Source organism: Streptomyces sp. NPDC026246, from assembly GCF_055567995.1.
In genome coordinates this window covers 67,967-89,702 of record NZ_JBVHPJ010000017.1, presented here as the reverse complement: position 1 = coordinate 89,702, position 21,736 = coordinate 67,967, and the positions used below count along the sequence as shown (strand labels likewise).

The window sequence follows — 21,736 nt, the reverse complement described above, 5'->3', positions numbered from 1 at the left end:
GTATCGGCCGATTCCTCCGATCAGCGGCCCGGTGCACGCCGCCCGCTTGGCGATCGCAACCGCGCGAGCGGGGATCGAACGTTCCCGGGTCCCGCCGCGTCCTCGTTGCGTGGCCGAGACGGAGGAGCGCAGGCTCCGGGAGGAGACGTGCCGATGAAGATGCCGTTCCCGTCGTGGGTGGTGCCGGCGGCCGCGGCCGCCGCCCTGTCCGCGGGCTGCGCGCCGTCCCCGGAGGGCGGCGCGCGGGCCGAGGCGTCCTGCGCGTACGTCGTCGACTACGACGGTCGCCGGTACGTCGACCGCGCGGTCGACGACGTGCCCGTGGGGCGCCGGCTCGGCACCGCCACCCGCCCGGCGTGCGACGACACTCCCGGCGACGGCGACGAGGGGGAGGGCCCGGCCCCGGTGACGGCGTACGCCGTGCGGGGCGTGGACCCCGCCGTCGCCGTCGCGGTGGCCGAGGACGCCGGCGCGTACCTCCTCGTCGTCGCCGACTCCGGCGAGGAACTCCCGCCCGGACTGGAGAAGTTGCTCGGCGGACCCTGACGGGAGCGAGTCCGGCAGCGGGACGTCAGCCCTTGCGCTCCAGCACCGCGTAGTCGGCGAAGCAGCGCCGGTACCGCAGGTGGCGGGTCTCCTGGGTGTGCCTGCGCTGCCACTCCTCGACCTCGGCGGGGGCCGAGCGCACCCCGGAACCGGCCCCACAGTCCGCCTCCTCGCCCGAGACGCAGCGCGCCTCGTACTCGGGCAGGGCGGACGGGTCCTGCACGATCGTGTACGGCACGTACCGGAAGACTCGCCGGCCGGGCGCCGCCTCCCCGCCGTGCTCCTCGCGCCGGTGCTGACGCAGCAGCACGTTGGCGTCCGTCACGGCGCTGCCGTCGAAGGCGGCCCGCGCCCGGTCCCGGCGCAGGGCGAGGTCCTCGCACACCGCGCATCCCCGCACCGGCAGGGGCGGCCGGGCCGGATCGACCGACAGCCCCTCCCTGGACCGGTCGTTGACCGCCCGCACTCCCGCGCTCAGCCGCTCGTCCGGCGTCGCCGGCCTGATGCTCCCCGGATCCGCCTGCCACTCACGGCCGCCGCCGACCGGGCGCAGCATCACATACGGGCCGGTCCTGTCCTGGTACTCGCCGACCCTGTTCGTCCGCGGGTCGTAGACGAGCGTTCCCGGTTCCATTCCGTGCACCTCCGTCACTCTGGGTGTACTGAGCGTCGCGCAGGGGAACGGTCCGCTTCAATGCCTGGCGTGTGACACCGGAGCGCTGTCACGAAGGGGGAGCGGTGAGCCGACAGAACGGTGGGGCGAGTACGGCGGCGGTGTTCGGGGAGGTGCTGCGGCATTTCCGCGAGGCGGCGCTGCTCACGCAGGAGGCGTTGGCGCGGCAGATCCCTTGCGACCGTTCCCATGTGGCGCGGGTGGAGGCGGGCACGAGGGTGCCGCAGGAGTCCTTCGCCAAGGCGTGCGACGAACTCCTAGTAACGGGCGGGGTGTTGGCGCGGCTGTGGGCGAAGATCGACTGGTACCCCCAGGTGGAGCATCCCGACTGGTTCCGCCGCCGGGCCGAGATGGATGAGGAGGCGGTGACTCTTCGGGAGTACCAGGAGCGTGTTATGCCGGGCTTGTTGCAGACCGCGTCCTACATCCGGGCACTGTCCTCGCGCTATGTCAGCGGCGTGGAGCTGGAAGAACGCGTGCGGGCCCGACTGAGCCGACAGCAGCGCTTCCTCGCAGATGGCGGTCCGCTGTACGTCGTCGTTCTCGACGAGAGCTGTCTGCGGAACGTGGTCGGCGGTCCAGCTGTCATGCGAGAGCAGTGCGCCCACCTGCTCCATGTTGCGCGGCGTCCCAACATCCGCATCCAGGTCGCCCCCGCCGGGCCCGCCGAGATCGTCCGTCCCAGCGGCTCCATGTCCCTGATCACGCTGCCCGAAGGACGCCACTGGCTGTATTCGGAGTCGCTCAACCGTGGCCACTTCACGAACGATCCAGCCCTCTACGAGCGCTATAACCAGTTCTATGATGTGCTCAGGGCGGACGCCCTGTCAGCTCCCCAGTCCGCCGCTCTGATCCACGAGACGATCGAGAGGTACGAGCATCATGGACCGGAACGAGCTCACCTGGGTCAAGAGCAGCTACAGCGACGGCAACGGCGGCAACTGCATCGAAATAGCCCCCGGTTTCCCCGCAACCGTCCCCGTCCGCGACAGCAAGAACCCTGACGGACCGGTCCTGGTCGTCGGCCGGTCCGCCTGGTCCGCGTTCGTCGGTTCCCTGCGCTGACCTACTGTCCGCCCAGCATCTGCAGGATTCGGTTGGCTGCCTCCGCCACCGGCTGCCCCACCGCTCCGACGGCCGCGGCGATCGCGGCGACGGCCATCAGCGCCCGGTGCCGCTCCTGCGGGGGTGCGGCGTCGGCGGCGAGGACCGGCAGGGACTCGTCGATGAGCTGCACGCTGGGCTGCGGCAGCTGGTCGCGCAACTCCCTGACCTCACGGATCAGTTCGGCGAGGGCCAGCCGCAGGGCGGGGTCCGTGTCGCCCGCGCCGCCGTTCTTCACGATGCCCGTGTTGCCGCTGCCGCCGTGCATGTTGACGTTGTCGCCGTAGTGGTAGCTGTTGCCGCTCATGCCGCGATCCCCGTGTTTCCGCTGCCGCCGTACATGTTCACGCTGTCGCCGAAGTGGTAGTTCGTGGGTGAGTTGATCGTCAGGCGCTCCACCGTCACCTGGAACTCCGTGTCGGGGTTCTCCAGTGCTCCCGAGACATAGCCCACGAGCCGGTCCAGGTGCTGTGGGTCGGAGCTGGTCACCATCGCGGTGGAGGGGCCGGCCGTCTCGATGGCGAGGACGTAGTGCGAGGGGGCGGTGGCGACGGAGAGCATCTCCACGAAGAAGTAGATCAGCGCCGCGCCCGAGCAGATCCATACGAAGATGATCAGCCCGCCGCCGCCGGACCCCTCACTCTCGTACGGGCCGCCGGAGCTGTTCGCGAGGGAGATCAGGCCGCCGATGACCGACAGGCCGATGGCCACGGCCAGGATGATCCCGGCGCGTTTCAGGAAGCGGAAGACCGCCTCCTTGCGCTTCGGGCGCAGGGTGAACGTGTACACCCGGGCGATGTTGCGCAGGGGGTACGCGGCCGTGCCGACCCATAACAGACGTTTGTGGACGCGTAGTTCGAGGTCCGTCATGGCGCGCGGCGGCTTGGCAGGTAGAGGCGGTACGTCGAACTGCCCCGGTGGCTGCTGTGTCTCCATGGACACCATTGGCGACCATGTGCTTACCCAGGGCAAGTGGTTTCACGCGACCGGCGAGGCCGGTGGCTCAGGACTCGTCCGGGCGCCTCGGGTCGTCGTCCTTCTTCTTGTCCTCGTCGAGGGACTTGAGGAAGTCGGGGTTGTCGTCCGGGGCGACCCACTGGCGCGAGCGGCCCGCGCGGGCGCCGGACCAGCCGTCGGCGGCGGGGCTGCGCCTCTTGCCGGCGATCAGCCACGAGATCGAGCCGACCAGCGGGAACAGGAGCACCAGAATCGCCCACAGCGGCTTGGGCATGTGGCGGATGTCGTCGTCCTTGGTGCTGATGCAGTCGATGAACGCGTACACACTCAGCGCCAGCGGCACGAGGAACATCAGTACCCGGAGCATGCGCGGCCTCTCAGCAAAGCGGTGGGTGGTTCCAGGCCAGCGTAGCCGCTCGGGGATACTGGACCCCATGGCTTACGACGATCTTCGCTCCCTGCTCAGGGCGCTGGAGCGCGAGGGCGACCTCAAGCGCATCAAGGCCGAGGTGGACCCGTACCTGGAGGTCGGGGAGATCGTCGACCGGGTGCAGAAGTCCGGCGGCCCGGCGCTGCTCTTCGAGAACGTGCGCGGGTCGAGCATGCCGCTCGCGATGAACGTGTTCGGCACGGACCGCCGGCTGCTGAAGGCCCTGGGCCTGAAGTCGTACGCGGAGATCTCCGAGCGGATCGGCGGGCTGCTCAAGCCCGAGCTGCCGCACGGGTTCGTCGGCGTGCGCGAGGCCTTCGGCAAGCTCGGCGCGATGACGCACGTGCCGCCGAAGAAGGTGAAGGACGGGCCCGTGCAGGAGATCGTCCTGACCGGGGACGACGTGGACCTGGACCGGCTCCCGGCGCTGTTCACCTGGCCGAAGGACGGCGGCTCCTTCTTCAACCTGGGGCTCACCCACACCAAGGACCCGGAGAGCGGCGTCCGCAATCTCGGGCTGTACCGGCTCCAGCGGCACGACAAGCGCACCATCGGCATGCACTGGCAGATCCACAAGGACAGCCGCAACCACTACCAGGTGGCGGCGCGCCGCGGCGAGCGGCTGCCGGTCGCGATCGCCTTCGGCTGCCCGCCCGCCGTGACCTACGCCTCGACCGCGCCGCTGCCCGGGGACATCGACGAGTACCTGTTCGCCGGGTTCCTCGCGGGCAAGCGGATCGAGATGGTCGACTGCAAGACCGTCCCGCTCCAGGTGCCCGCCCAGGCGGAGGTCGTGATCGAGGGCTGGCTGGAGCCGGGCGAGATGCTGCCCGAGGGACCCTTCGGCGACCACACCGGCTTCTACACGCCGCAGGAGCCGTTCCCGGCGCTGACGATCGACTGCGTCACGATGCGCAAGCGCCCGCTGCTCCAGTCGATCGTGGTGGGCCGGCCCCCGACGGAGGACGGGCCGCTGGGCCGCGCGACGGAACGCTTCTTCCTGCCGCTGCTGAAGATCATCGTGCCGGACATCGTGGACTACCACCTGCCGGAGGCGGGCGGCTTCCACAACTGCGCGATCGTCTCGATCGACAAGAAGTACCCCAAGCACGCGCAGAAGGTGATGCACGCCATCTGGGGCGCGCACATGATGTCCCTGACCAAGCTGATCGTGGTCGTCGACTCCGACTGCGACGTGCACGACCTGCACGAAGTGGCCTGGCGGGCGCTCGGCAACACGGACTACGCCCGCGACCTGAGCATCGTCGAAGGTCCCGTCGACCACCTGGACCACGCCTCCTACCAGCAGTTCTGGGGCGGCAAGGCGGGCATCGACGCGACGAAGAAGTGGCCCGAGGAGGGCTACACGCGCGACGGCGGCTGGCCGGACATGGTCGAGTCGGACCCGGAGACGGCGGCGAAGGTGGACCGTCGCTGGAAGGAGTACGGACTGTGACCTCCGCTTCCGCCGCGATCCCGCAGCCGGGACGCACCAAGGCCTTCCTGCGGCTGGTGATGATCGAGCACTCGGTCTTCGCGCTGCCCTTCGCCTACATCGCCGCGCTCACGGCGATGTACGAGTGGGACGGGAACATCCACTGGGTCAGGCTGCTGCTCGTCACGGTCTGCATGGTCGGTCTGCGGACCTTCGCGATGGCCGTCAACCGGATCATCGACCGGGAGATCGACGCGCGGAACCCGCGCACCGCGCAGCGCGAGCTGGTGACCGGAGCGATGTCGGTCAAGCACGCCTGGACGGGCGCGCTGATCGCCCTGGCCGTCTTCCTGGGCGCGGCGGCCCTGCTGAACCCGCTCTGCCTGGCCCTGGCTCCCATCGCGGTGGTCCCGATGGTGGTCTACCCCTACGGCAAGCGGTTCACGAACTTCCCGCAGGCCATCCTCGGCCTCGCCCAGGCGATGGGCCCGATCGGCGGCTGGCTGGCCATCTCGGGCTCCTGGTCCTGGGACGCGGTGATCCTCGGTCTCGCCGTCGGCATCTGGATCGGCGGCTTCGACCTGATCTACGCCTGCCAGGACGTGGAGACCGACCGGGAGATCGGCGTCAGGTCCGTCCCTGCGCGCTTCGGCATCCCGGCGGCCATCCGGGGCGCCCGGGTCTGCCACGCCGTGACGACCGGCCTGTTCGTCTGGTACGGCCTGGCCACCGGCGCGGGCGCCTTCTTCTGGCTGGGCCTGCTGATCGTCGCCGGCGCGTTCGTCTACGAGCACTCCATCGTCCGCCCGCACGACCTGTCCCGCCTGAACCGGGCGTTCTTCAGCGTCAACGGCTTCATCGGGATCGCCCTGTTCGTGTGCGCGCTGCTCGACCTGCTGGTGCGCGGCCTCACCGTGTGAGCACGGGCGGCGCGGGGCGGCGGCGCAGCACGAACGCCGCCGCCACGCCCGCCAGCAGGCCCAGCAGATGGCCCTGCCAGCTGACGCCCGTCTGCGTCGGGGCCAGGCCCGCCAGGATCGAGCCGCCCCAGACGGCGGCGATCAGGACACCGGCGAGGATGCCCAGCGGGCGGCGCTCCACGAAGCCGCTGACCAGCAGGAAGCCGAACAGGCCGAAGATCAGGCCGGAGGCGCCCGCCGTGTTGGTGCGGTCCGGGGAGATCAGCCACACGCCCAGGCCGTCGGCGACGACGACCAGCGCGCAGACCAGCAGGAAGCGGCGGATCCCGGAGAGCGCGGCCAGGAAGCCCAGCACCAGCAGCGGCAGGGTGTTCGCCAGGAGATGCGCGAAGCCGAAGTGGATGAACGCCGACGGGACGACGTCGACCAGCTCCGACGGCTCGCGGGGCGTGACGCCGAAGCGGTCCAGGGCGTGGCCCGTGACCGCGTCCACCGCTTCCAGCAGCCACAACAGCGCGATCCAGGCCAGCATCAGCTTGCCCGCGGCCAGCGCGCGGTCGCCGCTGGACCACTCAGCTCCGGCATCCGGCATGGCGACCCCCAGTGCTCGCTCGTCCCCTCCGTGCAACGGCCCACCCCCCTGGGCCGGTTCCCACCTGCCGACGCCGGATAGGCTCGGTGTCGTGAACCCAGTCAAGCCAGGCGAGATGCCGCGTACGCCTTGGATCGTAGGGGTGTCCGGTGCCTCGGGCACTCCGTATGCCGCCGCTGTGCTGCGGGCGCTCATCGCCGCGGGCGAGAGCGTCGACCTCGTGGTGTCCCGGGCCTCCCGGCTCACCCTGCTGGACGAGACCGGGATCTCCTTCCGGGACGCTCACTGGCGGTCCGACCTGCGCGAATGGCTCTCCCGGGGCGCCGACGGCAAGCCGGGCACCTTCTCCGTCGACACCGACGCCGTACGGCACTGGAGCGCCGGCGACCTGGCCGCCGGTCCCTCCTCGGGGTCGTACCCCACCAAGGGCATGCTCATCGTGCCCGCCTCGACGGCGAGCGTGGCGGGGGTCGCGCTCGGGCTGTCGAAGGACCTGCTCCAGCGGGCGGCGAGCGTCACCCTGAAGGAGGGGCGCAAGCTGATCGTGGCCGTGCGGGAGACCCCGCTGAACGGCCAGACCCTGCGGCACCTCGTCACGCTGGACGACGCCGGCGCGATCGTCGTGCCGGCCTCACCCGCCTTCTACGCGGGGGCGACGCACATCCAGGACCTGGTGGACTTCGTCGCCGGGCGCGTACTCGACGCGGCGGGCGTGCCGCACGGGCTCTACCGCCGTTGGCAAGGTGAGCTCGGCGGCGGGGCGCAGCGCGCCGACTGAGCACGACCGAACTCCGAACCCCTCGGACTCAACCACAACTTCAGCGGAAGGCTTCGATCGCAATGGACGCGGTGGACAGGCAGCTCATCCAGGCCCTGAGGGAGAACGGCCGGGCCTCCTACGCGGAGCTGGGACGCCTCGTCGGGCTGTCGGGACCCAGCGTCACCGACCGCATCAACCGGCTGGAGGCGGCCGGGGTCATCACCGGCTACCGGGCCACCGTCGACGCCGCCTCGCTCGGTCTCGGCGTCACCGCCCTCATCGGCATCTCGCTCTCCGACGCCACCGACCACGAGGACGTGGCGCAGCGGCTGAAGGACCTGTCGGAGATCGAGGACTGCTGGTTCATCGCGGGCGACGACTCGTACATGCTCAAGGTGCGGGCGGCGGACGTGGACGGCCTGGAGAGGATGATCCGGCGGCTCAGCGGGATCGAGGGCGTCTCCCGGACCCGCACGACGATCGTGCTCTCCACGAAGTGGGAGAACCGGGTCGGGGAACTGCCGGAAGAGATGTAGCCGTACGGTTGGGTCGTCGTCGTCGTAGAAAGGTGTGGGCAATGGATCTCGGGCTCAAGCGCGAGCTGGAGGAGAAGGTCAGGGCCGGTGAGCGCCTGACCCGTGAGGACGGCATCGCGCTGTACGAGTCGGACGACCTGGCCTGGCTCGGCGGCCTCGCGCACGAGGTGCGCACCCGCAAGAACGGCGACGTCGTGCACTTCAACGTCAACCGTCACCTCAACATGACGAACGTGTGCACGGCCTCCTGCGCGTACTGCTCCTTCCAGCGCAAGCCGGGGGAGAAGGACGCGTACACGATGCGCATCGAGGAGGCCGTCAAGCTCGCGAAGGCGATGGAGTCGGAGAACCTCACCGAGCTGCACATCGTCAACGGGCTGCACCCGAACCTGCCGTGGCGGTACTACCCGCGCTCGCTGCGCGAGCTGAAGGCGGCGCTGCCGGACGTCTCCCTGAAGGCCTTCACGGCGACGGAGATCCACCACTTCGAGACCATCTCGGGGATGAGCGCCTCGGAGATCCTCGACGAGCTGATCGACGCCGGTCTGGAGTCGCTGACCGGCGGTGGTGCGGAGATCTTCGACTGGGAGGTCCGGCAGCACATCGTGGACCACCGCACCCACTGGGAGGACTGGTCCCGCATCCACCGGCTCGCGCACGAGAAGGGTCTGAAGACCCCCTGCACGATGCTGTACGGGCACATCGAGGAGCCCCGGCACCGCGTGGACCACGTGCTGCGGCTGCGCGAGCTGCAGGACGAGACCGGCGGTTTCCAGGTCTTCATCCCGCTGCGGTACCAGCACGACTTCGTCGACATGCAGGACGGCAAGGTGCGCAACCGCCTCCAGGCGCGGACGCAGATGGCGACCGGCGCGGAGGCGCTGAAGACCTTCGCGGTGTCGCGGCTGCTGTTCGACAACGTGCCGCATGTGAAGGTCTTCTGGGTCATGCACGGCGTGCAGACGGCGCAGCTGGCCCTTCAGCACGGGGCGGACGACATGGACGGGTCGGTCGTCGAGTACAAGATCACGCATGACGCGGACAACTACGGCACGCCGAACAAGCTGACGCGTGAGGACCTGCTGGACCTGATCCGGGACGCCGGGTTCCGGCCGGTGGAGCGGAACACGCGCTACGAGATCATCCGGGAGTACGACGGGCCCGACCCCTCGCTTCGCGAAGCGCCGCAGGCCATGCGGGTGTGATCGGCGTATGCCCCTTGCCTTCACGCTCGATCCCGCCGTCACCCCCGAGCTGCGGGACGGCGTCCTCGACCTGTGGACCGACGTCTCGAACGCCGGGGGAGCCGTCGGGTTCGTGCCGCCGGTGACGCCGGAGGAGATCCGGCCCGTGCTGGTGCGGCACTTCGCGTCGATGGCGGAAGGGCAGGTCAGGCTGCTCGTCGGGCACGACGGGGAGGGGCGGGTCGCGGCGACCGCGTTCCTGACTCTCAACACCCACCCCCTGATGACCCACTGGCTGTGGCTGTACACGGTGATGGTCCACCCGCGCCACCAGGGCAAGGGGTACGGCCGCGACCTGCTCGCCGCCGCCGCGGACGCGGCCCGGGGGATCGACGGGATCGAGGCGATCCGGCTGACCTGCCGGGGCGGGCTCGGGCTGGAGCGCTTCTACGCCTCCTGCGGCTACAAGGAGGTCGGCCGCATCCCGGGGGCGATCCGGGTGGCGCCCGGGGACGACCGGGACGACGTCGTGATGCTGCTGCCCCTGGGCTGACCCCCGTGCCGGAACCGGCCGTCCGGCGTGCTTCACTGGACGGTGCCCGTTTGGGTGCGTTCTGGCCGTTCGAAACCGGAAGAGTGGATTGAGATGCTCCGCTACACGCTGATGCGCCTCGGTGTCTTCGTGGGCTGCCTGGTCGTCGTCTGGGGCGCCGTCTACTCGGGTCTCGCCCCGCGCGGACTGGGCAACAGCAACGGCCTGTGGGTCGTCCTGCTCGCCCTGCTGATCTCCGCGCCGATCAGCTTCGTCGTGCTGCGCAAGGAGCGCGACCGGGCGTCCGTCCAGGTCGCGCAGCGGGTCGACCGCATGAAGGCGAACCTGGACGCCAACCGCAGCCAGGAGGACGTCGCCGACGACACCGCCCGGGCCCAGGGGCAGACCTCGTAGAAACCCTTCCTTTCCGGCGTGCAGCGCCCCGTGTCCGTACCTGTGCGGACACGGGGCGCTTTGCGTTGTGTGGGTGTGTGTGTCCCATCACCTCTCAAAGTCAGGCTTTGAGGTCCTCAAAGCTGCGGTGTTAAGGTCGTTGTATGACGTCAGCAGTCGCGCCCTCTTCGCCGCCGAGCGTTCCGCTCGTGGCGCGGCTGCACGTGGATCTCTGTCGGTGCGCGTCCGCTTTCTGTCGTCCCTGACGTAACGCAACACCCCGCCGTCCCCACGTCAGCTCCCCCCTACGCGTCCCCCCAACGGAGTCAGTCCGTGTCCTCACACACGAAGTCCTTCAAGGTGCCCTTCTGGGCCCAGATACTCGCCGGTCTCGTCCTGGGTGTGCTGCTCGGCTGGCTCGCCCGCAGTCAGGACCTGTCCTGGCTGGTCACGACCCTGGAGAAGGTCGGCGACACCTTCATCGGCCTGCTGAAGCTGGCCGTCGCCCCCCTCGTCTTCTTCGCGATCCTCGTGTCGATCACCAACCTGCGGAAGGTGAACAACGCGGCCCGCCTGGCCTCGCGCACCCTCCTCTGGTTCATGATCACCTCGCTGATCGCGGTCAGCATCGGCCTGGTCATCGGCCTGGTCACCAACCCGGGTTCCGGCACCGGGCTCACGCCGAAGGACGGCGGCAAGCCCGAGCACACCGGCTCGTGGATCGACTTCCTGACCGGCATCATCCCCACCGACGTGATCACGCCGTTCACCGAGCTGAACGTGCTCCAGATCGTCTTCATGGCCGCCGTCGCCGGTATCGCCGCCCTCCAGCTCGGCGAGAAGGCCCAGCCGATCCTCACCCTGAGCGAATCCGTCCTCAGCCTGCTGCAGAAGGCGCTGTGGTGGGTCATCCGGCTCGCCCCGGTCGGCACGATCGGCCTCATCGGCTTCGCCATCGCCACCTACGGCTGGGACCTGATCGGCAAGTACGCGACCTTCACCGCCGACATCTACATCGGCTGCCTCCTGGTGATGTTCGGCGTCTACCCGCTGCTGCTGGCCACGGTCGCCAAGACCAACCCGGTGCAGTTCTTCAAGGGCGCCTGGCCCGCCATCCAGCTGGCCTTCGTCTCCCGCTCCTCGGTCGGCACGATGCCGCTGACGCAGAAGGTCACCGAGCGCCTCGGCGTGCCGAAGGAGTACGCCTCCTTCGCCGTGCCGTTCGGCGCCACGACCAAGATGGACGGCTGCGCGGCGATCTACCCGGCCATCGCCGCGATCTTCGTCGCCCAGATCTTCGACATCCAGCTGGGCGTCGGCGACTACCTGCTGATCGCCTTCGTCTCGGTGGTCGGCTCGGCCGCCACGGCCGGTCTCACCGGTGCGACGGTCATGCTGACCCTGACCCTGTCCACCCTCGGCCTGCCGATGGAGGGCGTGGGCCTGCTGCTCGCGATCGACCCGATCCTCGACATGATGCGCACCGCCACCAACGTCGCCGGCCAGGCGCTGATCCCGGTGCTGGTCTCCGCCCGGGAGAACCTGCTCGACCGGGACGCCTACGCCACGGCCGACGGCTCCTCCCTGGACGAGCCGGCCGACGAGCCGCGCGACAGCACGGAGCGTGTCCCCGCCGCCGTCTGACACCACGGGTGACGTGACGCGTGGAGGGCCCCCCGGTCCGCCGCGGCCGGTTTCCGGCCGGGGGCGGACCGGGGGGCCCGTACGCTTGGGCGCTATGGGTGCCGTGAAGACCAAGCGGATGCCGCGTGCGGTCCGTGAGCAGCAGATGCTGGACGCCGCCGTGCAGATCTTCGGCCAGCGCGGCTACATGACCGCCTCGATGGACGAGATAGCCGAACTCGCGGGCGTCTCCAAGCCCTTGGTCTACCTGTACCTCAACTCCAAGGAAGACCTCTTCACCGCCTGCATCCGCCGTGAGGCCGCCGCCCTCGTCGAGGCGGTGCGCGCCGGGGTCCGCGCGGACCTGCCCGCCGACCGGCAACTGTGGGAGGGCCTCGGCGCGTTCTTCGCGCACACCGCCGAGCACCCGGACGCCTGGTCGGTGCTGCACCTCCAGGCCCGGACGCACGGCGAGCCGTTCGCCGCCGAGATCACCGCCATGCGCGCCGAGATCGTCGCGTTCGTGACCCAGATGATCCACGCCGCGGCCCGGGAGGCGCTCCCCCAGGCTCTCGGCTGCGCTCGAGCAGGGAGGTACCCCCACGACCCCGACCTGCCCGAGCGCGAGGTCGCCGGACTCGCCGAGGCCCTGGTCGGCGCGGCCGAGTCGCTCGCCGCCTGGGCCAACGCCACCCCGGGCGTCACGGCCCGCCAGGCCGCGGCCACCCTGATGAACTTCGCCTGGGCCGGGCTGGGCAACCTCATGGCGGGCCGGCCCTGGTCACCGCCCCAGGAACGCCCCGAACCTCACGCCGGGTAGACGTCCCCCGTGAGGTGCAGCCGCTCCCGCGCGCCACGCAGCTCGAACCGGCCGCCCTTCGCCGCGTACGTCACCGTGCCCGGCAGCAACACGGGCGCCCGGAACTCCGCCCGTACCGAGCAGCGGCCGGGCGTGCCGTGGGCGGCCAGGCAGCGGGCCACCGTCCACATGCCGTGCGCGATCGCCCGGGGGAAGCCGAACAGCCGCGCGGTGAGCGGGTGCAGGTGGATGGGGTTGCGGTCGCCGGAGGCGGCCCCGTAGCGGCGCCCCACGTCCCCGGCGAGGCGCCACTCGGCCACGGCGGGCAGCGGCACGTGTTCCTCCTCGCGCGCGGGCCCGGGCGTCCGCCGCACCGGGTGGCGGGCCAGGTAGGTGCTCCTGGACTCCCACACCGGCTCCCCGTCGCCGCCGCGCACCTCCGTGACCACGGCGGCCTCGGTGCCGCGCCGGTGCGGGGACAACGCCTCGATGTGCACGGAGAGTTCGTAGCGCCCGGTCGCCGGCATCGGCCCGTGCCGCGAGACCCCGATCGACGTGTGCACCAGGCCCAGCAGCGGCAGCGGGAAGGCCCGTCCGCTCATCAGCCGCATGGCCAGCGGGAACCCCAGCACGTGCGGGTAGGTGACCGGCAGGGCGTCGTCCCCGGTGGGGAACCCGCAGACCCGCTCGTACGCCGCCAGCCGCGCGAGGTCCACCCGCAGGCCGGGCAGCACGAGCCGGGTGCGCGGGAACGCGGCGTCCGGCGAGGGCCGCTTGGCGGGCGAAAGGAGCGCGCCGCGCGCCAGGAGCGGGGCGAGGGACGGGGAGGTCCGCAGGACGAGGTCGGTGGGGCCGGTCATCACGCCCCCAGCAGGCTCTGGCCGCAGACGCGGACGACCTGGCCGTTGACCGCGCCCGACGCCGGATGCGCCAGCCAGGCCGTCGTCTCGGCGACGTCGGCCGGAAGCCCGCCCTGGGCGAGGGAGTTCATCCGCCGGCCCGCCTCCCGGATGAACAGCGGGATCGCGGCCGTCATCGCCGTCTCGACGAAACCGGGCGCGACCGCGTTGACCGTCACACCGTGCTCGGCGAGCGCCCGCGGCGCGAGCGAGCGGACCAGGCCGACCACGCCCGCCTTGCTCGCCCCGTAGTTGGTCTGGCCCGCATTGCCCGCCAGCCCCGCGATCGACGCCGTCGCCACGACCGACCCGCCGCGCCGCAGCGCCCCCGCCTTCAGCAGGGCGTCCGTGGTGCGCAGCACGCTCGCCAGGTTCACCTCCAGCACGGAACTCCAGCGCTCGGCGGGCATGTTCACCAGCCGCCGGTCCCGGGTGATGCCCGCGTTGTGGATCAGCAGGTCCAGGCCGTCGGGGAGGGCGTCGGCGATCCGGGCCCCCGCGTCGGCGGCCGTGATGTCGAGGGGCAGCGCCGTGCCGCCGAGCCGGTCTGCCACGCGCCGGGCGTCCTGTTCGGCCTGCGGTACGTCGAGCACGACGACCCGGGCCCCGTCCCGCGCGAGCGTCTCGGCGACGGAGGCGCCGATGCCGCGGGCCGCACCGGTGACCAGGGCGGTACGCCCCGCCAGGGGGCGCTCCCAGTCGAGGGCGGCGGGTGCCTCCTGCGGGGCGCCCACCTCGATCACCTGCCCGCTCACGTAGGCCGACTTCGGCGACAGCAGGAACCGCAGCGTGGACTCGGCGGCCGTGGCGTCGGTCAGCCTGACCAGGTTGACCGTCCTGCCCCGGCCGATCTCCTTGCCGAGCGAGCGGGTGAAGCCCTCCAGGGCCTGCTGGGCCGTGGCCTGGTGGTGGTCGGCGGGGTCGGGCGGAGCGCCGAGCACCACGACGCGGCCGCTCGGGACGACCGAGCGCAGCACCGGATGCAGCGCCGCGTGCACGTCGGCCAGTCCGTCGACGTCCCGCACCCCGGTGGCGTCCAGCACGACGGCGGCCGCCCGGTCCGGGCCGGCCGGGCCCAGCCCCGTACGGGCCAGGACGGGGGCCGCGTCCAGGGCGGTCCGCCCGGCGGTGAGCAGGCGCAGACCGCCCTCCAGGGCCGGGTGCTCGGGGGACCAGCGGGCCAGCGGAGCCGGTTGCGGCAGTCCGAGCCGGCGCGTGAGGAAACGGCCGGGCGCGGTACCGGTGAAACGCAGATAGCGGTCGGCCATTGACAACTCCCGGGTCCCGGTGACGGCTCTGCACGCTCACGCGTGCTTACTCTGGAGTAAGGTTACCGGAGGTAAGGCTACGTCACGGACGAGGAGCAGGTCGAGATGAGCCCCCAGCAACTGGCACCGTCGGTACGGCGCGTGGCGATCCTCGGCGGCGCCCGCATCCCCTTCGCCCGCTCCGACGGTCCCTACGCCACCGCCTCCGACCAGCAGATGCTCACCGCCGCCCTGGACGGCCTCGTCGAGCGGTACGGCCTGCACGGGCCGGGCGCGGTGGGCGAGTTCGTCGCCGGAGCGGTCCTCAAGCACAGCCGCGACTTCAACCTCGCCCGTGAGACCGTCCTCGGCTCGGCGCTGGATCCCCGCACCCCCGCCTACGACATCCAGCAGGCCTGCGGCACCGGACTCCAGGCCGTCATCGCCGCCGCCAACAAGATCGCCCTCGGGCAGACCGACTCGGCGATCGCGGGCGGCGCCGACACCGCGAGCGACGCCCCCCTCGGCGTCAACGACTCGCTGCGCCGCATCCTGCTGGCGGCCCGCCGGGCCAAGACCCTGGGCGGACGGCTGAGGGCGCTGGCGAAGGTGCGCCCGGGCCACCTCGTCCCCGACATCCCGCGCAACGCCGAGCCGCGCACCGGACTGTCCATGGGTGAGCACGCCGCCGTCACCGCCCGCGCCTGGGGCATCGGCCGCCGGGCCCAGGACGAACTCGCCGCGACCAGCCACCAGCGACTGGCGGCGGCGTACGAACGCGGCTTCTTCCAGGACCTGGTGGTCCCCTTCCGCGGCCTCGACCGCGACCAGAACCTGCGACCCGGCTCGACGGTGGACGAACTCGCCTCACTCACGCCGGTGTTCGGCCTCGACCACCCCGAACCGACCATGACCGCCGGGAACTCCACCCCGCTGACCGACGGCGCGGCCACCGTGCTGCTGGCGAGCGAGGAATGGGCGCGCGAGCGAGGGCTGGCGCCGCTGGCGTATCTGACGGCGTACGAGACGGCGGCCGTCGACTTCGCCGGCGGGGACGTGGCCGGCGGTGAGGACGGGCTGCTCATGGCACCCGCGTACGCGGTCCCGCGCATGCTGGAGCGGGCCGGGCTCACCCTGGACGACTTCGACCTCGTCGAGATCCACGAGGCCTTCGCCTCCCAGGTGCTGGCCACCCTCGCGGCCTGGGAGAAGCGCGGCCTCGGCCCACTCGACCGCGACCGGCTCAACGTGGCCGGCTCCTCCCTCGCCACCGGGCACCCCTTCGCCGCCACCGGCGCCCGGATCGTGGCCACCCTCGCCAAGCTCCTCGCCGAACGGGACGCCCCCGCCCGGGGCCTGATCTCGGTGTGCGCGGCGGGCGGGCAGGGCGTGACGGCCGTGCTGGAGCGCGCCTGAGCCCGGGTCCGGCGCCGGAGGTGAACGACCCTCAGGTAACCCCCGAGCATGCACAGGCCTGGCTCCGGACCATCCCCGAACGCGCACAGACCCGCCACGTGAACGCCGTACGATCCCGTTCCTACCGTCAGTAACCCCTGTCCGGGTCCCGCCGGTTGAGCGCCTCGGCGTGCGAGGCACGTACGTCATGCAGCAAGCAGTCCCCCGCTGCACGCCCCAGGAGCCGCCCGTGTCCACTGCGAATCACTCCTCCGCCCACGGCGACGTGTACGGCGGACCGGTGCTGGTCGAACCCGAGGTGCGGCGGCTGGACGGGGCGGTGCGGGAGGCGTCCGTGCCGCCCCTCGCCCCGCCGTGGACGCACGGCTCGCTCGCCGACCTGCCGTTCGACAACGCGAGCGCCGACCCGGGGGCCGTCGCCCTCAGCCGCAAGGACGCCGAGGGGCGGTGGAGCGACGTCACCGCCGGGGAGTTCGCCGCCGAGGTCCTGGCCGTGGCGAAGGGGCTGATCGCCGAGGGGCTCGCACCGGGCGACCGGATCGCCGTACTGGCCCGCACGATCTACGAGTGGACCGTCCTGGACTTCGCCGCCTGGGCGGCCGGACTGGTCACCGTCCCCGTCTACCCCACCTCCTCGGCGTTCCAGACCCGCTGGATCCTGCAGGACTCGGGGGCGGTCGCCCTGGTCACCGAGACCGCCGCCCAGGCCGCCGCCCTCGGCCCCGAGCGCGAGCGCCTGCCCGACCTGAAGCACCTGTGGATCGTCGAGAAGGGCCATGTGGACCGGCTCGCCGAGGCCGGGGCACGACTGGCCGATCCGGAGGTCGAGGTACGGCGCGGCATGCTCGGCCCCGACACCCTGGCCACGCTCGTCTACACCTCCGGCACCACCGGCCGCCCCAAGGGCTGCGCACTCACCCACGGCAACTTCTTCGCCGAGGTCGACAACGCCATCGAGCTGCTCTACCCGGTCTTCCGGGCCAGGACCAGCGAAGAGGCCTCCGTCCTGCTGTTCCTGCCCATGTCCCACGTCTTCGGCCGCATGGTGGCCATCGCCTGCATCCGGGCCCGCGTCCGGCTGGGCCACGCGCCCAGCATCAAGGCGCAGGACCTGCTCCCGGACCTGCAAAGCTTCCGGCCGACCTGCCTGCTGGCCATCCCCTACATGCTGGAGAAGGTCTTCAACTCCGCCCGCGCCAAGGCCGAATCGGCCGGCCGGGCCGCCACCTTCGACCGCGCGGCGGCGGTGGCCCAGCGCTACGGGGAGGCCGTCGAGGCCCGCCAGACCGGGACCGGACCCGGCCCCACCCGCGCCCTCAAGGCCGCCCGCACCCTGTACGACCCACTGGTCTACCGCCGGCTCCGCAGCGCCATGGGCGGCCGGGTCCGCTACGCGATCTGCGGCGGTTCCCCCCTCGGCCGCCGCCTCGCCGCCTTCTACGCCGGTGCCGGCATCGAGATCTTCGAGGGCTACGGCCTGACGGAGACCACGGGCGCCTCCACGGTCACCCCGCCCCTCAAACCCCGCCTGGGCACGGTGGGCTGGCCCCTGCCCGGCACCCGGGTGCGCATCGCCGCCGACGGCGAGATCCTCGTCGCCGGCGACCACGTCCTGCGCGGCTACTGGGACCCCGGGGCCGGCGGTGTCGTCCCCGCCGCCCCCGACGGCTGGCTCCCCACCGGCGACCTCGGCGCCCTGGACGACGAGGGCTACCTCACCATCACCGGCCGCAAGAAGGAGCTGCTGATCACCGCGGGCGGCAAGTCCGTGGCCCCGGCGCCCCTGGAGAACTGGCTGCGCTCCCATCCGCTGATCTCCCAGTGCCTCGTCCTGGGCGACGGCCGCCCCTACGTCACCGCCCTCATCACGCTCGACCCGGACGGCATCACGCACTGGCGCCAGATGAACGGCAAGCACCCCGTGCCGCCCACCCTCCTCGCCGACGACCAGGAGCTGCGCGCGGTCCTTCAGCGGGCCGTCGACGAGGCCAACAAGATGGTCTCCCGCCCCGAGTCGATCCGCCGGTTCGCCGTCCTGCCCGTGGACTTCACCGAAGAGGCCGGCCATCTGACCCCCTCGATGAAGCTCCGCCGCGAGGCCGTCCTGCGCGACTTCGCCGCCGAAGTAGAGGGCCTCTACACCTGAAGGGCACTTTCGCTGAGTCTTCACATGGGGTTATTGACGACGCACCGTGCCGCCCCGTTGGCTTTCTGCCACGCCGACGCGATGCTCCCCCCACGGAAGGCACCACCAGTGATACCCCGTAACACCCGCCGGACCGCTGCGCGACCCGTCGCCCTGGCCTTGGCGGCCGCCCTGTCGGCCGTGTCCCTCACCGCCTGCGGCGGCGGCGACGCGAGCGACGACGACGCCGCGGTGAAGGCCGACGACATCACGGTGGGCCTGCTGCTGCCGGACAAGGACACGGCGCGCTTCGAGAAGTTCGACCACCCCCTGATCAAGCAGGAGGTCGAGTCCCTCACCGACGGCCGCGGCACGGTCCGTTACGCCAACGCCGAGGCCAGCGCCTCCAGACAGAGCGAGCAGTTCCGGCAGATGGTCGCCGACAAGGTCGACGTCATCCTGGTCAACGCGCTCGACTCCAAGGCCATCGCCCCGGACGTGCGCAGGGCCAAGGCGGCCGGCATCCCTGTCATCGCCTACGACCGCCTGGCCGAGGGCCCGATCGACGCCTACGTCTCCCACGACAACGAACTCGTCGGCCAGGTGCAGGGCCGCGCGATCGTCGGCGAACTGGGTGACCAGGCCGGGAAGAGCAAGGTCGTCATGATGAACGGCGACCCCGCCGACCCCAACACCGCCCGCTTCAAGACCGGCGCCCTCGGCGAACTCCAGGGCCAGGTGCAGATCGTGCGGCGCTACGACACCACGGACTGGAAGCCGGCCATCGCCAAGGCGAACATGCGCAAGGCGATCAAGGCGGTCGGGCTGAACGACATCGCGGCCGTCTACTCCGCCAACGACGGCATGGCGGGCGCCGTCATCGAGGCACTGAAGGAGGCCGGGGCCACGAAGATCCCGCCCGTGACCGGACAGGACGCCAACCTCGACGCCGTGCAACGGGTCGTCTCCGGCGAGCAGTACATGACCGTGTACAAGTCCTTCCTGCTGGAGGCGACGAACGCGGCGAAGATCGCCGTCGCCAAGGTGCAGGGCCGCTCGATCGAGTTCGCGGCGCTGACCCGCGAGACGGTCGACAGCCCGACGCAGCGCAACATCCCGTCGATGCTCGTCCCGGTGGTCGCACTGACCCGGGACAACATCGAGGAGACCGTGATCACGGACGACGTGTACACGGTGAAGGACATCTGCACGGCCCCGTACAAGGCGGACTGCCGGGCCATCGGGCTGGAGTAGGGGCCGCGCCCCCGAAGGGCGGGCTGCCGGCCGGCGGGCGGCTCACCGCCTGCCGACCGGCGGTCCGGCTCACCGCTCCTGCGGCCTGCGGGCGATGAGGGACGCCTGGGAGACCGGCTCGCCCCGGTCCTCGTCCGGTGCCCGCACCGTCGTGGAGCGGACGGCGAGACCGGCCGCGGACAGCAGGGCGGCGACGCCCTCCGGCCTGCGCCGCAGGAAGGTCAGGGAGACCTCGTGGCCGAAGGCCTGCTCGTAGTGACGGGGCTCGTCACCGCACTGGAAGCCCAGCAGCAGGTGCCCGCCGGGGCGCAGGACGCGGTGGAAGCCGGCGAACAGGGCGGGCAGCTGCTCGTCGGGCGTGTGGATGGTCGAGTACCAGGCCACGACCCCGTCGAGCGAGGCGTCGGGCAGGTCCAGCTCCAGCATCGAGCCCCGCTCGAAGCGCAGCCCCGGGTGCTCGCGCCGGGCGATCGCCAGCATGGACTCCGACAGGTCCAGACCGGACACGGACAGTCCCCGGGACGCCAGGTAGGCGGTGACCCGCCCGGGGCCGCACCCCAGGTCGGCGACCCGCCCGCCCTCGCCGACCAACTCCGCGAAGGCGTCCAGCTGCAACCGGTCCAGCACCACGTCCGTGTGCGGGTTACGGAACCGTACGGCGTAGTCCTCGGCGATGGCGTCGTAGAAGGTACGGGTCGCGCTCACGAAGTCGGTGTCAGCCATGCCCCGGGACCCTACCGGGCCGCTCTCCCACTGTTCTCCGGAACGTGTTCCATCCGCTGATCGTCCCCCGCCGGGAATTCGCCGGGAATTCACCGGACGTCCGGGGGCGAAAAGGGCAGGAGCCCCGTCGCCTGACGGCGCGGGGCTCCTTGGGTACTGCTGATCAGACCGGGGTGACGTTCTCAGCCTGCGGGCCCTTCGGACCCTGCGTGACGTCGAAAGACACCTGCTGGTTCTCCTCCAGGGACCGGAATCCCTGCGCGTTGATCGCGGAGTAGTGGACGAAGACGTCGGGGCCGCCGCCCTCCTGGGCGATGAAACCAAAGCCCTTTTCGGCGTTGAACCACTTCACGGTTCCGGTAGCCATAAGCCCTCCTTGGGCTCAAAAGGGTTGCCCTGCTCCAGAACCAGCAAGTGTGAAGATGAATTCTGCACAAGTGCATATGTCTGAGAATGACGAGAGCCCGCGGTCACATGCTCCGCAGGCTCTGTACTGCAAGGGAAACCAAACTGCAACTTGCGACGAGCCTAGCACGCGGGACCCGGAATGCAATAGGGGTCAAGATCACGTCACCCGAATGTTTGAACATCCCGGGCCGGATGGCGGAGAACACCTGATCGCCCGCCCCACCCCGACGGCGGAGCCGACCGGAGCCCGGCCCGCGCCTTCACCCGGGCCCGCGCGCCGGGTCGTGCGCCCCGAGGGCTAGCCTCACGATGTGGACAATCCTCGCACCCGGCCGCGCGTCGGCCACATCCAGTTCCTGAACTGCCTGCCCCTCTACTGGGGGCTCGCGAGAACGGGCACGCTCCTCGACTTCGAGCTCACCAAGGACACCCCGGAGAAGCTCAGCGAGAAGCTGGTGCAGGGCGATCTCGACATCGGTCCCGTCACCCTCGTCGAGTTCCTCAAGCACGCCGACGACCTGGTCGCCTTCCCCGACATCGCCGTCGGCTGCGACGGCCCGGTGATGTCGTGCGTGATCGTCTCGCAGGTCCCGCTCGACCGGCTGGACGGCGCCCGCGTCGCCCTCGGGTCGACCTCCCGCACCTCCGTCCGCCTCGCCCAGTTGCTCCTCGCCGAGCGCTACGGCGTCCAGCCGGACTACTACACCTGCCCGCCCGACCTGAGCCTGATGATGCAGGAGGCCGAGGCCGCCGTCCTCATCGGCGACGCGGCCCTGCGCGCCAACATGCTCGACGGCCCGCGCTACGGCCTGGACGTGCACGACCTGGGCGCCCTGTGGAAGGAGTGGACGGGCCTGCCGTTCGTCTTCGCGGTCTGGGCCGCGCGCCGCGACTACGCCGAGCGCGAGCCGGTGATCACGCGCAAGGTGCACGAGGCCTTCCTCGCCTCCCGCAACCTCTCCCTGGAGGAGGTCGGCAAGGTCGCCGAGCAGGCCGCCCGCTGGGAGGCCTTCGACGAGGAGACCCTGGCCCGCTACTTCACCACGCTGGACTTCCGCTTCGGCGGCCCGCAGCTGGAGGCGGTGGCCGAGTTCGCCCGCCGGGTCGGCCCGACCACCGGTTTCCCCGCGGACGTGAAGGTGGACCTCCTCCAGCCGTGAGCCGTGCGCCCCGCGGCACT

The 21,736-nt window shown here is 71.3% G+C and carries 26 protein-coding genes; 17 read left to right on the top strand and 9 right to left on the bottom strand.

From position 1 onward, the window contains the following. The first annotated feature begins 153 nt into the window (after positions 1-153). Positions 154-546 carry a DUF6281 family protein gene (locus tag ACZ4M5_RS31550; protein ID WP_467741922.1) on the top strand — a complete coding sequence of 131 codons (393 nt, stop codon included), beginning with the start codon at positions 154-156 and terminating at the stop codon, positions 544-546. 25 nt (positions 547-571) lie between these two features. Here ACZ4M5_RS31550 and ACZ4M5_RS31545 read toward each other — a convergent pair whose 3' ends face one another. Beyond that, a complete protein-coding gene (locus ACZ4M5_RS31545; protein ID WP_467741920.1) occupies positions 572-1,180 on the bottom strand; it encodes a DUF7848 domain-containing protein in 609 nt (202 codons plus the stop codon). A gap of 104 nt (positions 1,181-1,284) precedes the next feature. Between ACZ4M5_RS31545 and ACZ4M5_RS31540 the strand changes: the two genes are divergently transcribed. Beyond that, a complete protein-coding gene (locus ACZ4M5_RS31540) occupies positions 1,285-2,223 on the top strand; it encodes a helix-turn-helix domain-containing protein (RefSeq protein WP_467741918.1) in 939 nt (312 codons plus the stop codon). Next, positions 2,171-2,284, top strand: coding sequence for a DUF397 domain-containing protein (locus tag ACZ4M5_RS31535; RefSeq protein ID WP_467742024.1), 114 nt, complete (start codon positions 2,171-2,173; stop codon positions 2,282-2,284). Before ACZ4M5_RS31540 ends, ACZ4M5_RS31535 begins: the two co-directional genes overlap by 53 nt. A 1-nt stretch (position 2,285) precedes the next feature. Here the strand turns inward: ACZ4M5_RS31535 and ACZ4M5_RS31530 are convergent, their stop codons facing one another. The 3 genes from ACZ4M5_RS31530 to ACZ4M5_RS31520 form a co-directional block, all read right to left on the bottom strand. Beyond that, on the bottom strand, positions 2,286-2,630 hold the full coding sequence (locus ACZ4M5_RS31530) for a hypothetical protein (RefSeq protein ID WP_467741916.1): 345 nt from the start codon (positions 2,628-2,630) through the stop codon (positions 2,286-2,288). Beyond that, a complete protein-coding gene (locus ACZ4M5_RS31525; protein WP_398112134.1) occupies positions 2,627-3,259 on the bottom strand; it encodes a DUF6232 family protein in 633 nt (210 codons plus the stop codon). The genes ACZ4M5_RS31530 and ACZ4M5_RS31525 overlap by 4 nt, the downstream gene beginning before the upstream one ends. Before the next feature lie 67 nt (positions 3,260-3,326). Next, positions 3,327-3,647 (bottom strand): PLD nuclease N-terminal domain-containing protein, encoded by a 321-nt coding sequence (locus tag ACZ4M5_RS31520; RefSeq protein ID WP_398112133.1) that lies wholly within the window; start codon positions 3,645-3,647, stop codon positions 3,327-3,329. A 67-nt stretch (positions 3,648-3,714) separates the two neighbouring features. On the opposite strand from ACZ4M5_RS31520, the gene ACZ4M5_RS31515 reads away from it, so the two are divergent. Together ACZ4M5_RS31515 and mqnP are read left to right on the top strand one after the other, a co-directional pair. Then, positions 3,715-5,166 carry a menaquinone biosynthesis decarboxylase gene (locus ACZ4M5_RS31515; protein WP_467741913.1) on the top strand — a complete coding sequence of 484 codons (1,452 nt, stop codon included), beginning with the start codon at positions 3,715-3,717 and terminating at the stop codon, positions 5,164-5,166. Continuing rightward, positions 5,163-6,065 carry a menaquinone biosynthesis prenyltransferase MqnP gene (gene mqnP / locus ACZ4M5_RS31510; RefSeq protein WP_467741911.1) on the top strand — a complete coding sequence of 301 codons (903 nt, stop codon included), beginning with the start codon at positions 5,163-5,165 and terminating at the stop codon, positions 6,063-6,065. The genes ACZ4M5_RS31515 and mqnP overlap by 4 nt, the downstream gene beginning before the upstream one ends. Here mqnP and ACZ4M5_RS31505 read toward each other — a convergent pair. Further along, a complete protein-coding gene (locus ACZ4M5_RS31505; RefSeq protein WP_467741909.1) occupies positions 6,055-6,657 on the bottom strand; it encodes a rhomboid family intramembrane serine protease in 603 nt (200 codons plus the stop codon). The genes mqnP and ACZ4M5_RS31505 overlap by 11 nt on opposite strands. Before the next feature lie 115 nt (positions 6,658-6,772). Between ACZ4M5_RS31505 and ACZ4M5_RS31500 the strand changes: the two genes are divergently transcribed. The 8 genes from ACZ4M5_RS31500 to ACZ4M5_RS31465 all read left to right on the top strand — a co-directional run bounded on the left by ACZ4M5_RS31500 (position 6,773) and on the right by ACZ4M5_RS31465 (position 12,505). Further along, positions 6,773-7,435 (top strand): UbiX family flavin prenyltransferase, encoded by a 663-nt coding sequence (locus tag ACZ4M5_RS31500; RefSeq protein ID WP_467742022.1) that lies wholly within the window; start codon positions 6,773-6,775, stop codon positions 7,433-7,435. Between the two features lie 62 nt (positions 7,436-7,497). Next, positions 7,498-7,953, top strand: a complete 456-nt coding sequence (locus ACZ4M5_RS31495; protein WP_398112129.1) for an Lrp/AsnC family transcriptional regulator — start codon at positions 7,498-7,500, stop codon at positions 7,951-7,953. Positions 7,954-7,994: 41 nt separating this feature from the next. After that, positions 7,995-9,158, top strand: coding sequence for an aminofutalosine synthase MqnE (gene mqnE, locus ACZ4M5_RS31490; RefSeq protein ID WP_467741906.1), 1,164 nt, complete (start codon positions 7,995-7,997; stop codon positions 9,156-9,158). A 7-nt stretch (positions 9,159-9,165) separates the two neighbouring features. Next, entirely contained in the window at positions 9,166-9,690 is a 525-nt protein-coding gene (locus ACZ4M5_RS31485; RefSeq protein WP_467741904.1) for a GNAT family N-acetyltransferase, read from the top strand. A 93-nt stretch (positions 9,691-9,783) separates the two neighbouring features. Continuing rightward, entirely contained in the window at positions 9,784-10,083 is a 300-nt protein-coding gene (locus ACZ4M5_RS31480) for a DUF4229 domain-containing protein (protein WP_467741902.1), read from the top strand. A 143-nt stretch (positions 10,084-10,226) separates the two neighbouring features. Continuing rightward, positions 10,227-10,328 carry a putative leader peptide gene (locus ACZ4M5_RS31475; RefSeq protein ID WP_369195875.1) on the top strand — a complete coding sequence of 34 codons (102 nt, stop codon included), beginning with the start codon at positions 10,227-10,229 and terminating at the stop codon, positions 10,326-10,328. A 67-nt stretch (positions 10,329-10,395) separates the two neighbouring features. Further along, a complete protein-coding gene (locus ACZ4M5_RS31470) occupies positions 10,396-11,706 on the top strand; it encodes a dicarboxylate/amino acid:cation symporter (RefSeq protein WP_467741900.1) in 1,311 nt (436 codons plus the stop codon). Between the two features lie 94 nt (positions 11,707-11,800). Then, positions 11,801-12,505, top strand: coding sequence for a TetR/AcrR family transcriptional regulator (locus ACZ4M5_RS31465; RefSeq protein WP_467741898.1), 705 nt, complete (start codon positions 11,801-11,803; stop codon positions 12,503-12,505). Here ACZ4M5_RS31465 and ACZ4M5_RS31460 read toward each other — a convergent pair. After that, the gene (locus ACZ4M5_RS31460; RefSeq protein ID WP_467741896.1) at positions 12,493-13,344 is read right to left on the bottom strand and encodes a MaoC family dehydratase; all 852 of its coding nucleotides are present in this window, start codon (positions 13,342-13,344) and stop codon (positions 12,493-12,495) included. The two genes, ACZ4M5_RS31465 and ACZ4M5_RS31460, sit on opposite strands and share 13 nt — an antisense overlap. Further along, the gene (locus tag ACZ4M5_RS31455) at positions 13,344-14,651 is read right to left on the bottom strand and encodes a 3-oxoacyl-ACP reductase (RefSeq protein WP_467741894.1); all 1,308 of its coding nucleotides are present in this window, start codon (positions 14,649-14,651) and stop codon (positions 13,344-13,346) included. Before ACZ4M5_RS31455 ends, ACZ4M5_RS31460 begins: the two co-directional genes overlap by 1 nt. Positions 14,652-14,756: 105 nt before the next feature. Between ACZ4M5_RS31455 and ACZ4M5_RS31450 the strand changes: the two genes are divergently transcribed. The 3 genes from ACZ4M5_RS31450 to ACZ4M5_RS31440 all read left to right on the top strand — a co-directional run bounded on the left by ACZ4M5_RS31450 (position 14,757) and on the right by ACZ4M5_RS31440 (position 19,425). Next, positions 14,757-16,046: an acetyl-CoA C-acetyltransferase gene (locus ACZ4M5_RS31450; protein ID WP_467741892.1), complete on the top strand. Its 1,290-nt coding sequence runs from the start codon at positions 14,757-14,759 to the stop codon at positions 16,044-16,046. A 229-nt stretch (positions 16,047-16,275) separates the two neighbouring features. Beyond that, a complete protein-coding gene (locus ACZ4M5_RS31445) occupies positions 16,276-18,192 on the top strand; it encodes an AMP-dependent synthetase/ligase (protein ID WP_467741890.1) in 1,917 nt (638 codons plus the stop codon). Positions 18,193-18,273: 81 nt separating this feature from the next. Further along, positions 18,274-19,425, top strand: a complete 1,152-nt coding sequence (locus tag ACZ4M5_RS31440) for a sugar ABC transporter substrate-binding protein (protein WP_467741888.1) — start codon at positions 18,274-18,276, stop codon at positions 19,423-19,425. Positions 19,426-19,494: 69 nt separating this feature from the next. Here ACZ4M5_RS31440 and ACZ4M5_RS31435 read toward each other — a convergent pair whose 3' ends face one another. Continuing rightward, positions 19,495-20,148 carry a class I SAM-dependent methyltransferase gene (locus tag ACZ4M5_RS31435; RefSeq protein ID WP_467741886.1) on the bottom strand — a complete coding sequence of 218 codons (654 nt, stop codon included), beginning with the start codon at positions 20,146-20,148 and terminating at the stop codon, positions 19,495-19,497. Between the two features lie 163 nt (positions 20,149-20,311). After that, complete coding sequence (locus ACZ4M5_RS31430) at positions 20,312-20,515, bottom strand: cold-shock protein (protein ID WP_003974443.1); 204 nt, start codon at positions 20,513-20,515, stop codon at positions 20,312-20,314. Positions 20,516-20,867: 352 nt separating this feature from the next. Here ACZ4M5_RS31430 and ACZ4M5_RS31425 point away from each other — a divergent pair, with 352 nt between their 5' ends. Beyond that, positions 20,868-21,716, top strand: a complete 849-nt coding sequence (locus tag ACZ4M5_RS31425; RefSeq protein WP_451877320.1) for a menaquinone biosynthetic enzyme MqnA/MqnD family protein — start codon at positions 20,868-20,870, stop codon at positions 21,714-21,716. Positions 21,717-21,736: the final 20 nt, after the last annotated feature.

Bases quoted from the DNA above. Each gene is read 5' to 3' on its own strand.
- ACZ4M5_RS31550 (WP_467741922.1), top strand. From the start codon at position 154: ATGAAGATGCCGTTCCCGTCGTGGGTGGTGCCGGCGGCCGCGGCCGCC.
- ACZ4M5_RS31545 (WP_467741920.1), bottom strand. From the start codon at position 1,180: ATGGAACCGGGAACGCTCGTCTACGACCCGCGGACGAACAGGGTCGGC.
- ACZ4M5_RS31530 (WP_467741916.1), bottom strand. From the start codon at position 2,630: ATGAGCGGCAACAGCTACCACTACGGCGACAACGTCAACATGCACGGC.
- ACZ4M5_RS31525 (WP_398112134.1), bottom strand. From the start codon at position 3,259: ATGGAGACACAGCAGCCACCGGGGCAGTTCGACGTACCGCCTCTACCT.
- ACZ4M5_RS31520 (WP_398112133.1), bottom strand. From the start codon at position 3,647: ATGCTCCGGGTACTGATGTTCCTCGTGCCGCTGGCGCTGAGTGTGTAC.
- ACZ4M5_RS31515 (WP_467741913.1), top strand. From the start codon at position 3,715: ATGGCTTACGACGATCTTCGCTCCCTGCTCAGGGCGCTGGAGCGCGAG.
- ACZ4M5_RS31505 (WP_467741909.1), bottom strand. From the start codon at position 6,657: ATGCCGGATGCCGGAGCTGAGTGGTCCAGCGGCGACCGCGCGCTGGCC.
- ACZ4M5_RS31500 (WP_467742022.1), top strand. From the start codon at position 6,773: ATGCCGCGTACGCCTTGGATCGTAGGGGTGTCCGGTGCCTCGGGCACT.
- ACZ4M5_RS31495 (WP_398112129.1), top strand. From the start codon at position 7,498: ATGGACGCGGTGGACAGGCAGCTCATCCAGGCCCTGAGGGAGAACGGC.
- mqnE (WP_467741906.1), top strand. From the start codon at position 7,995: ATGGATCTCGGGCTCAAGCGCGAGCTGGAGGAGAAGGTCAGGGCCGGT.
- ACZ4M5_RS31485 (WP_467741904.1), top strand. From the start codon at position 9,166: ATGCCCCTTGCCTTCACGCTCGATCCCGCCGTCACCCCCGAGCTGCGG.
- ACZ4M5_RS31480 (WP_467741902.1), top strand. From the start codon at position 9,784: ATGCTCCGCTACACGCTGATGCGCCTCGGTGTCTTCGTGGGCTGCCTG.
- ACZ4M5_RS31475 (WP_369195875.1), top strand. From the start codon at position 10,227: ATGACGTCAGCAGTCGCGCCCTCTTCGCCGCCGAGCGTTCCGCTCGTG.
- ACZ4M5_RS31465 (WP_467741898.1), top strand. From the start codon at position 11,801: ATGGGTGCCGTGAAGACCAAGCGGATGCCGCGTGCGGTCCGTGAGCAG.
- ACZ4M5_RS31460 (WP_467741896.1), bottom strand. From the start codon at position 13,344: ATGACCGGCCCCACCGACCTCGTCCTGCGGACCTCCCCGTCCCTCGCC.
- ACZ4M5_RS31455 (WP_467741894.1), bottom strand. From the start codon at position 14,651: ATGGCCGACCGCTATCTGCGTTTCACCGGTACCGCGCCCGGCCGTTTC.
- ACZ4M5_RS31450 (WP_467741892.1), top strand. From the start codon at position 14,757: ATGAGCCCCCAGCAACTGGCACCGTCGGTACGGCGCGTGGCGATCCTC.
- ACZ4M5_RS31440 (WP_467741888.1), top strand. From the start codon at position 18,274: ATGCTCCCCCCACGGAAGGCACCACCAGTGATACCCCGTAACACCCGC.
- ACZ4M5_RS31435 (WP_467741886.1), bottom strand. From the start codon at position 20,148: ATGGCTGACACCGACTTCGTGAGCGCGACCCGTACCTTCTACGACGCC.
- ACZ4M5_RS31430 (WP_003974443.1), bottom strand. From the start codon at position 20,515: ATGGCTACCGGAACCGTGAAGTGGTTCAACGCCGAAAAGGGCTTTGGT.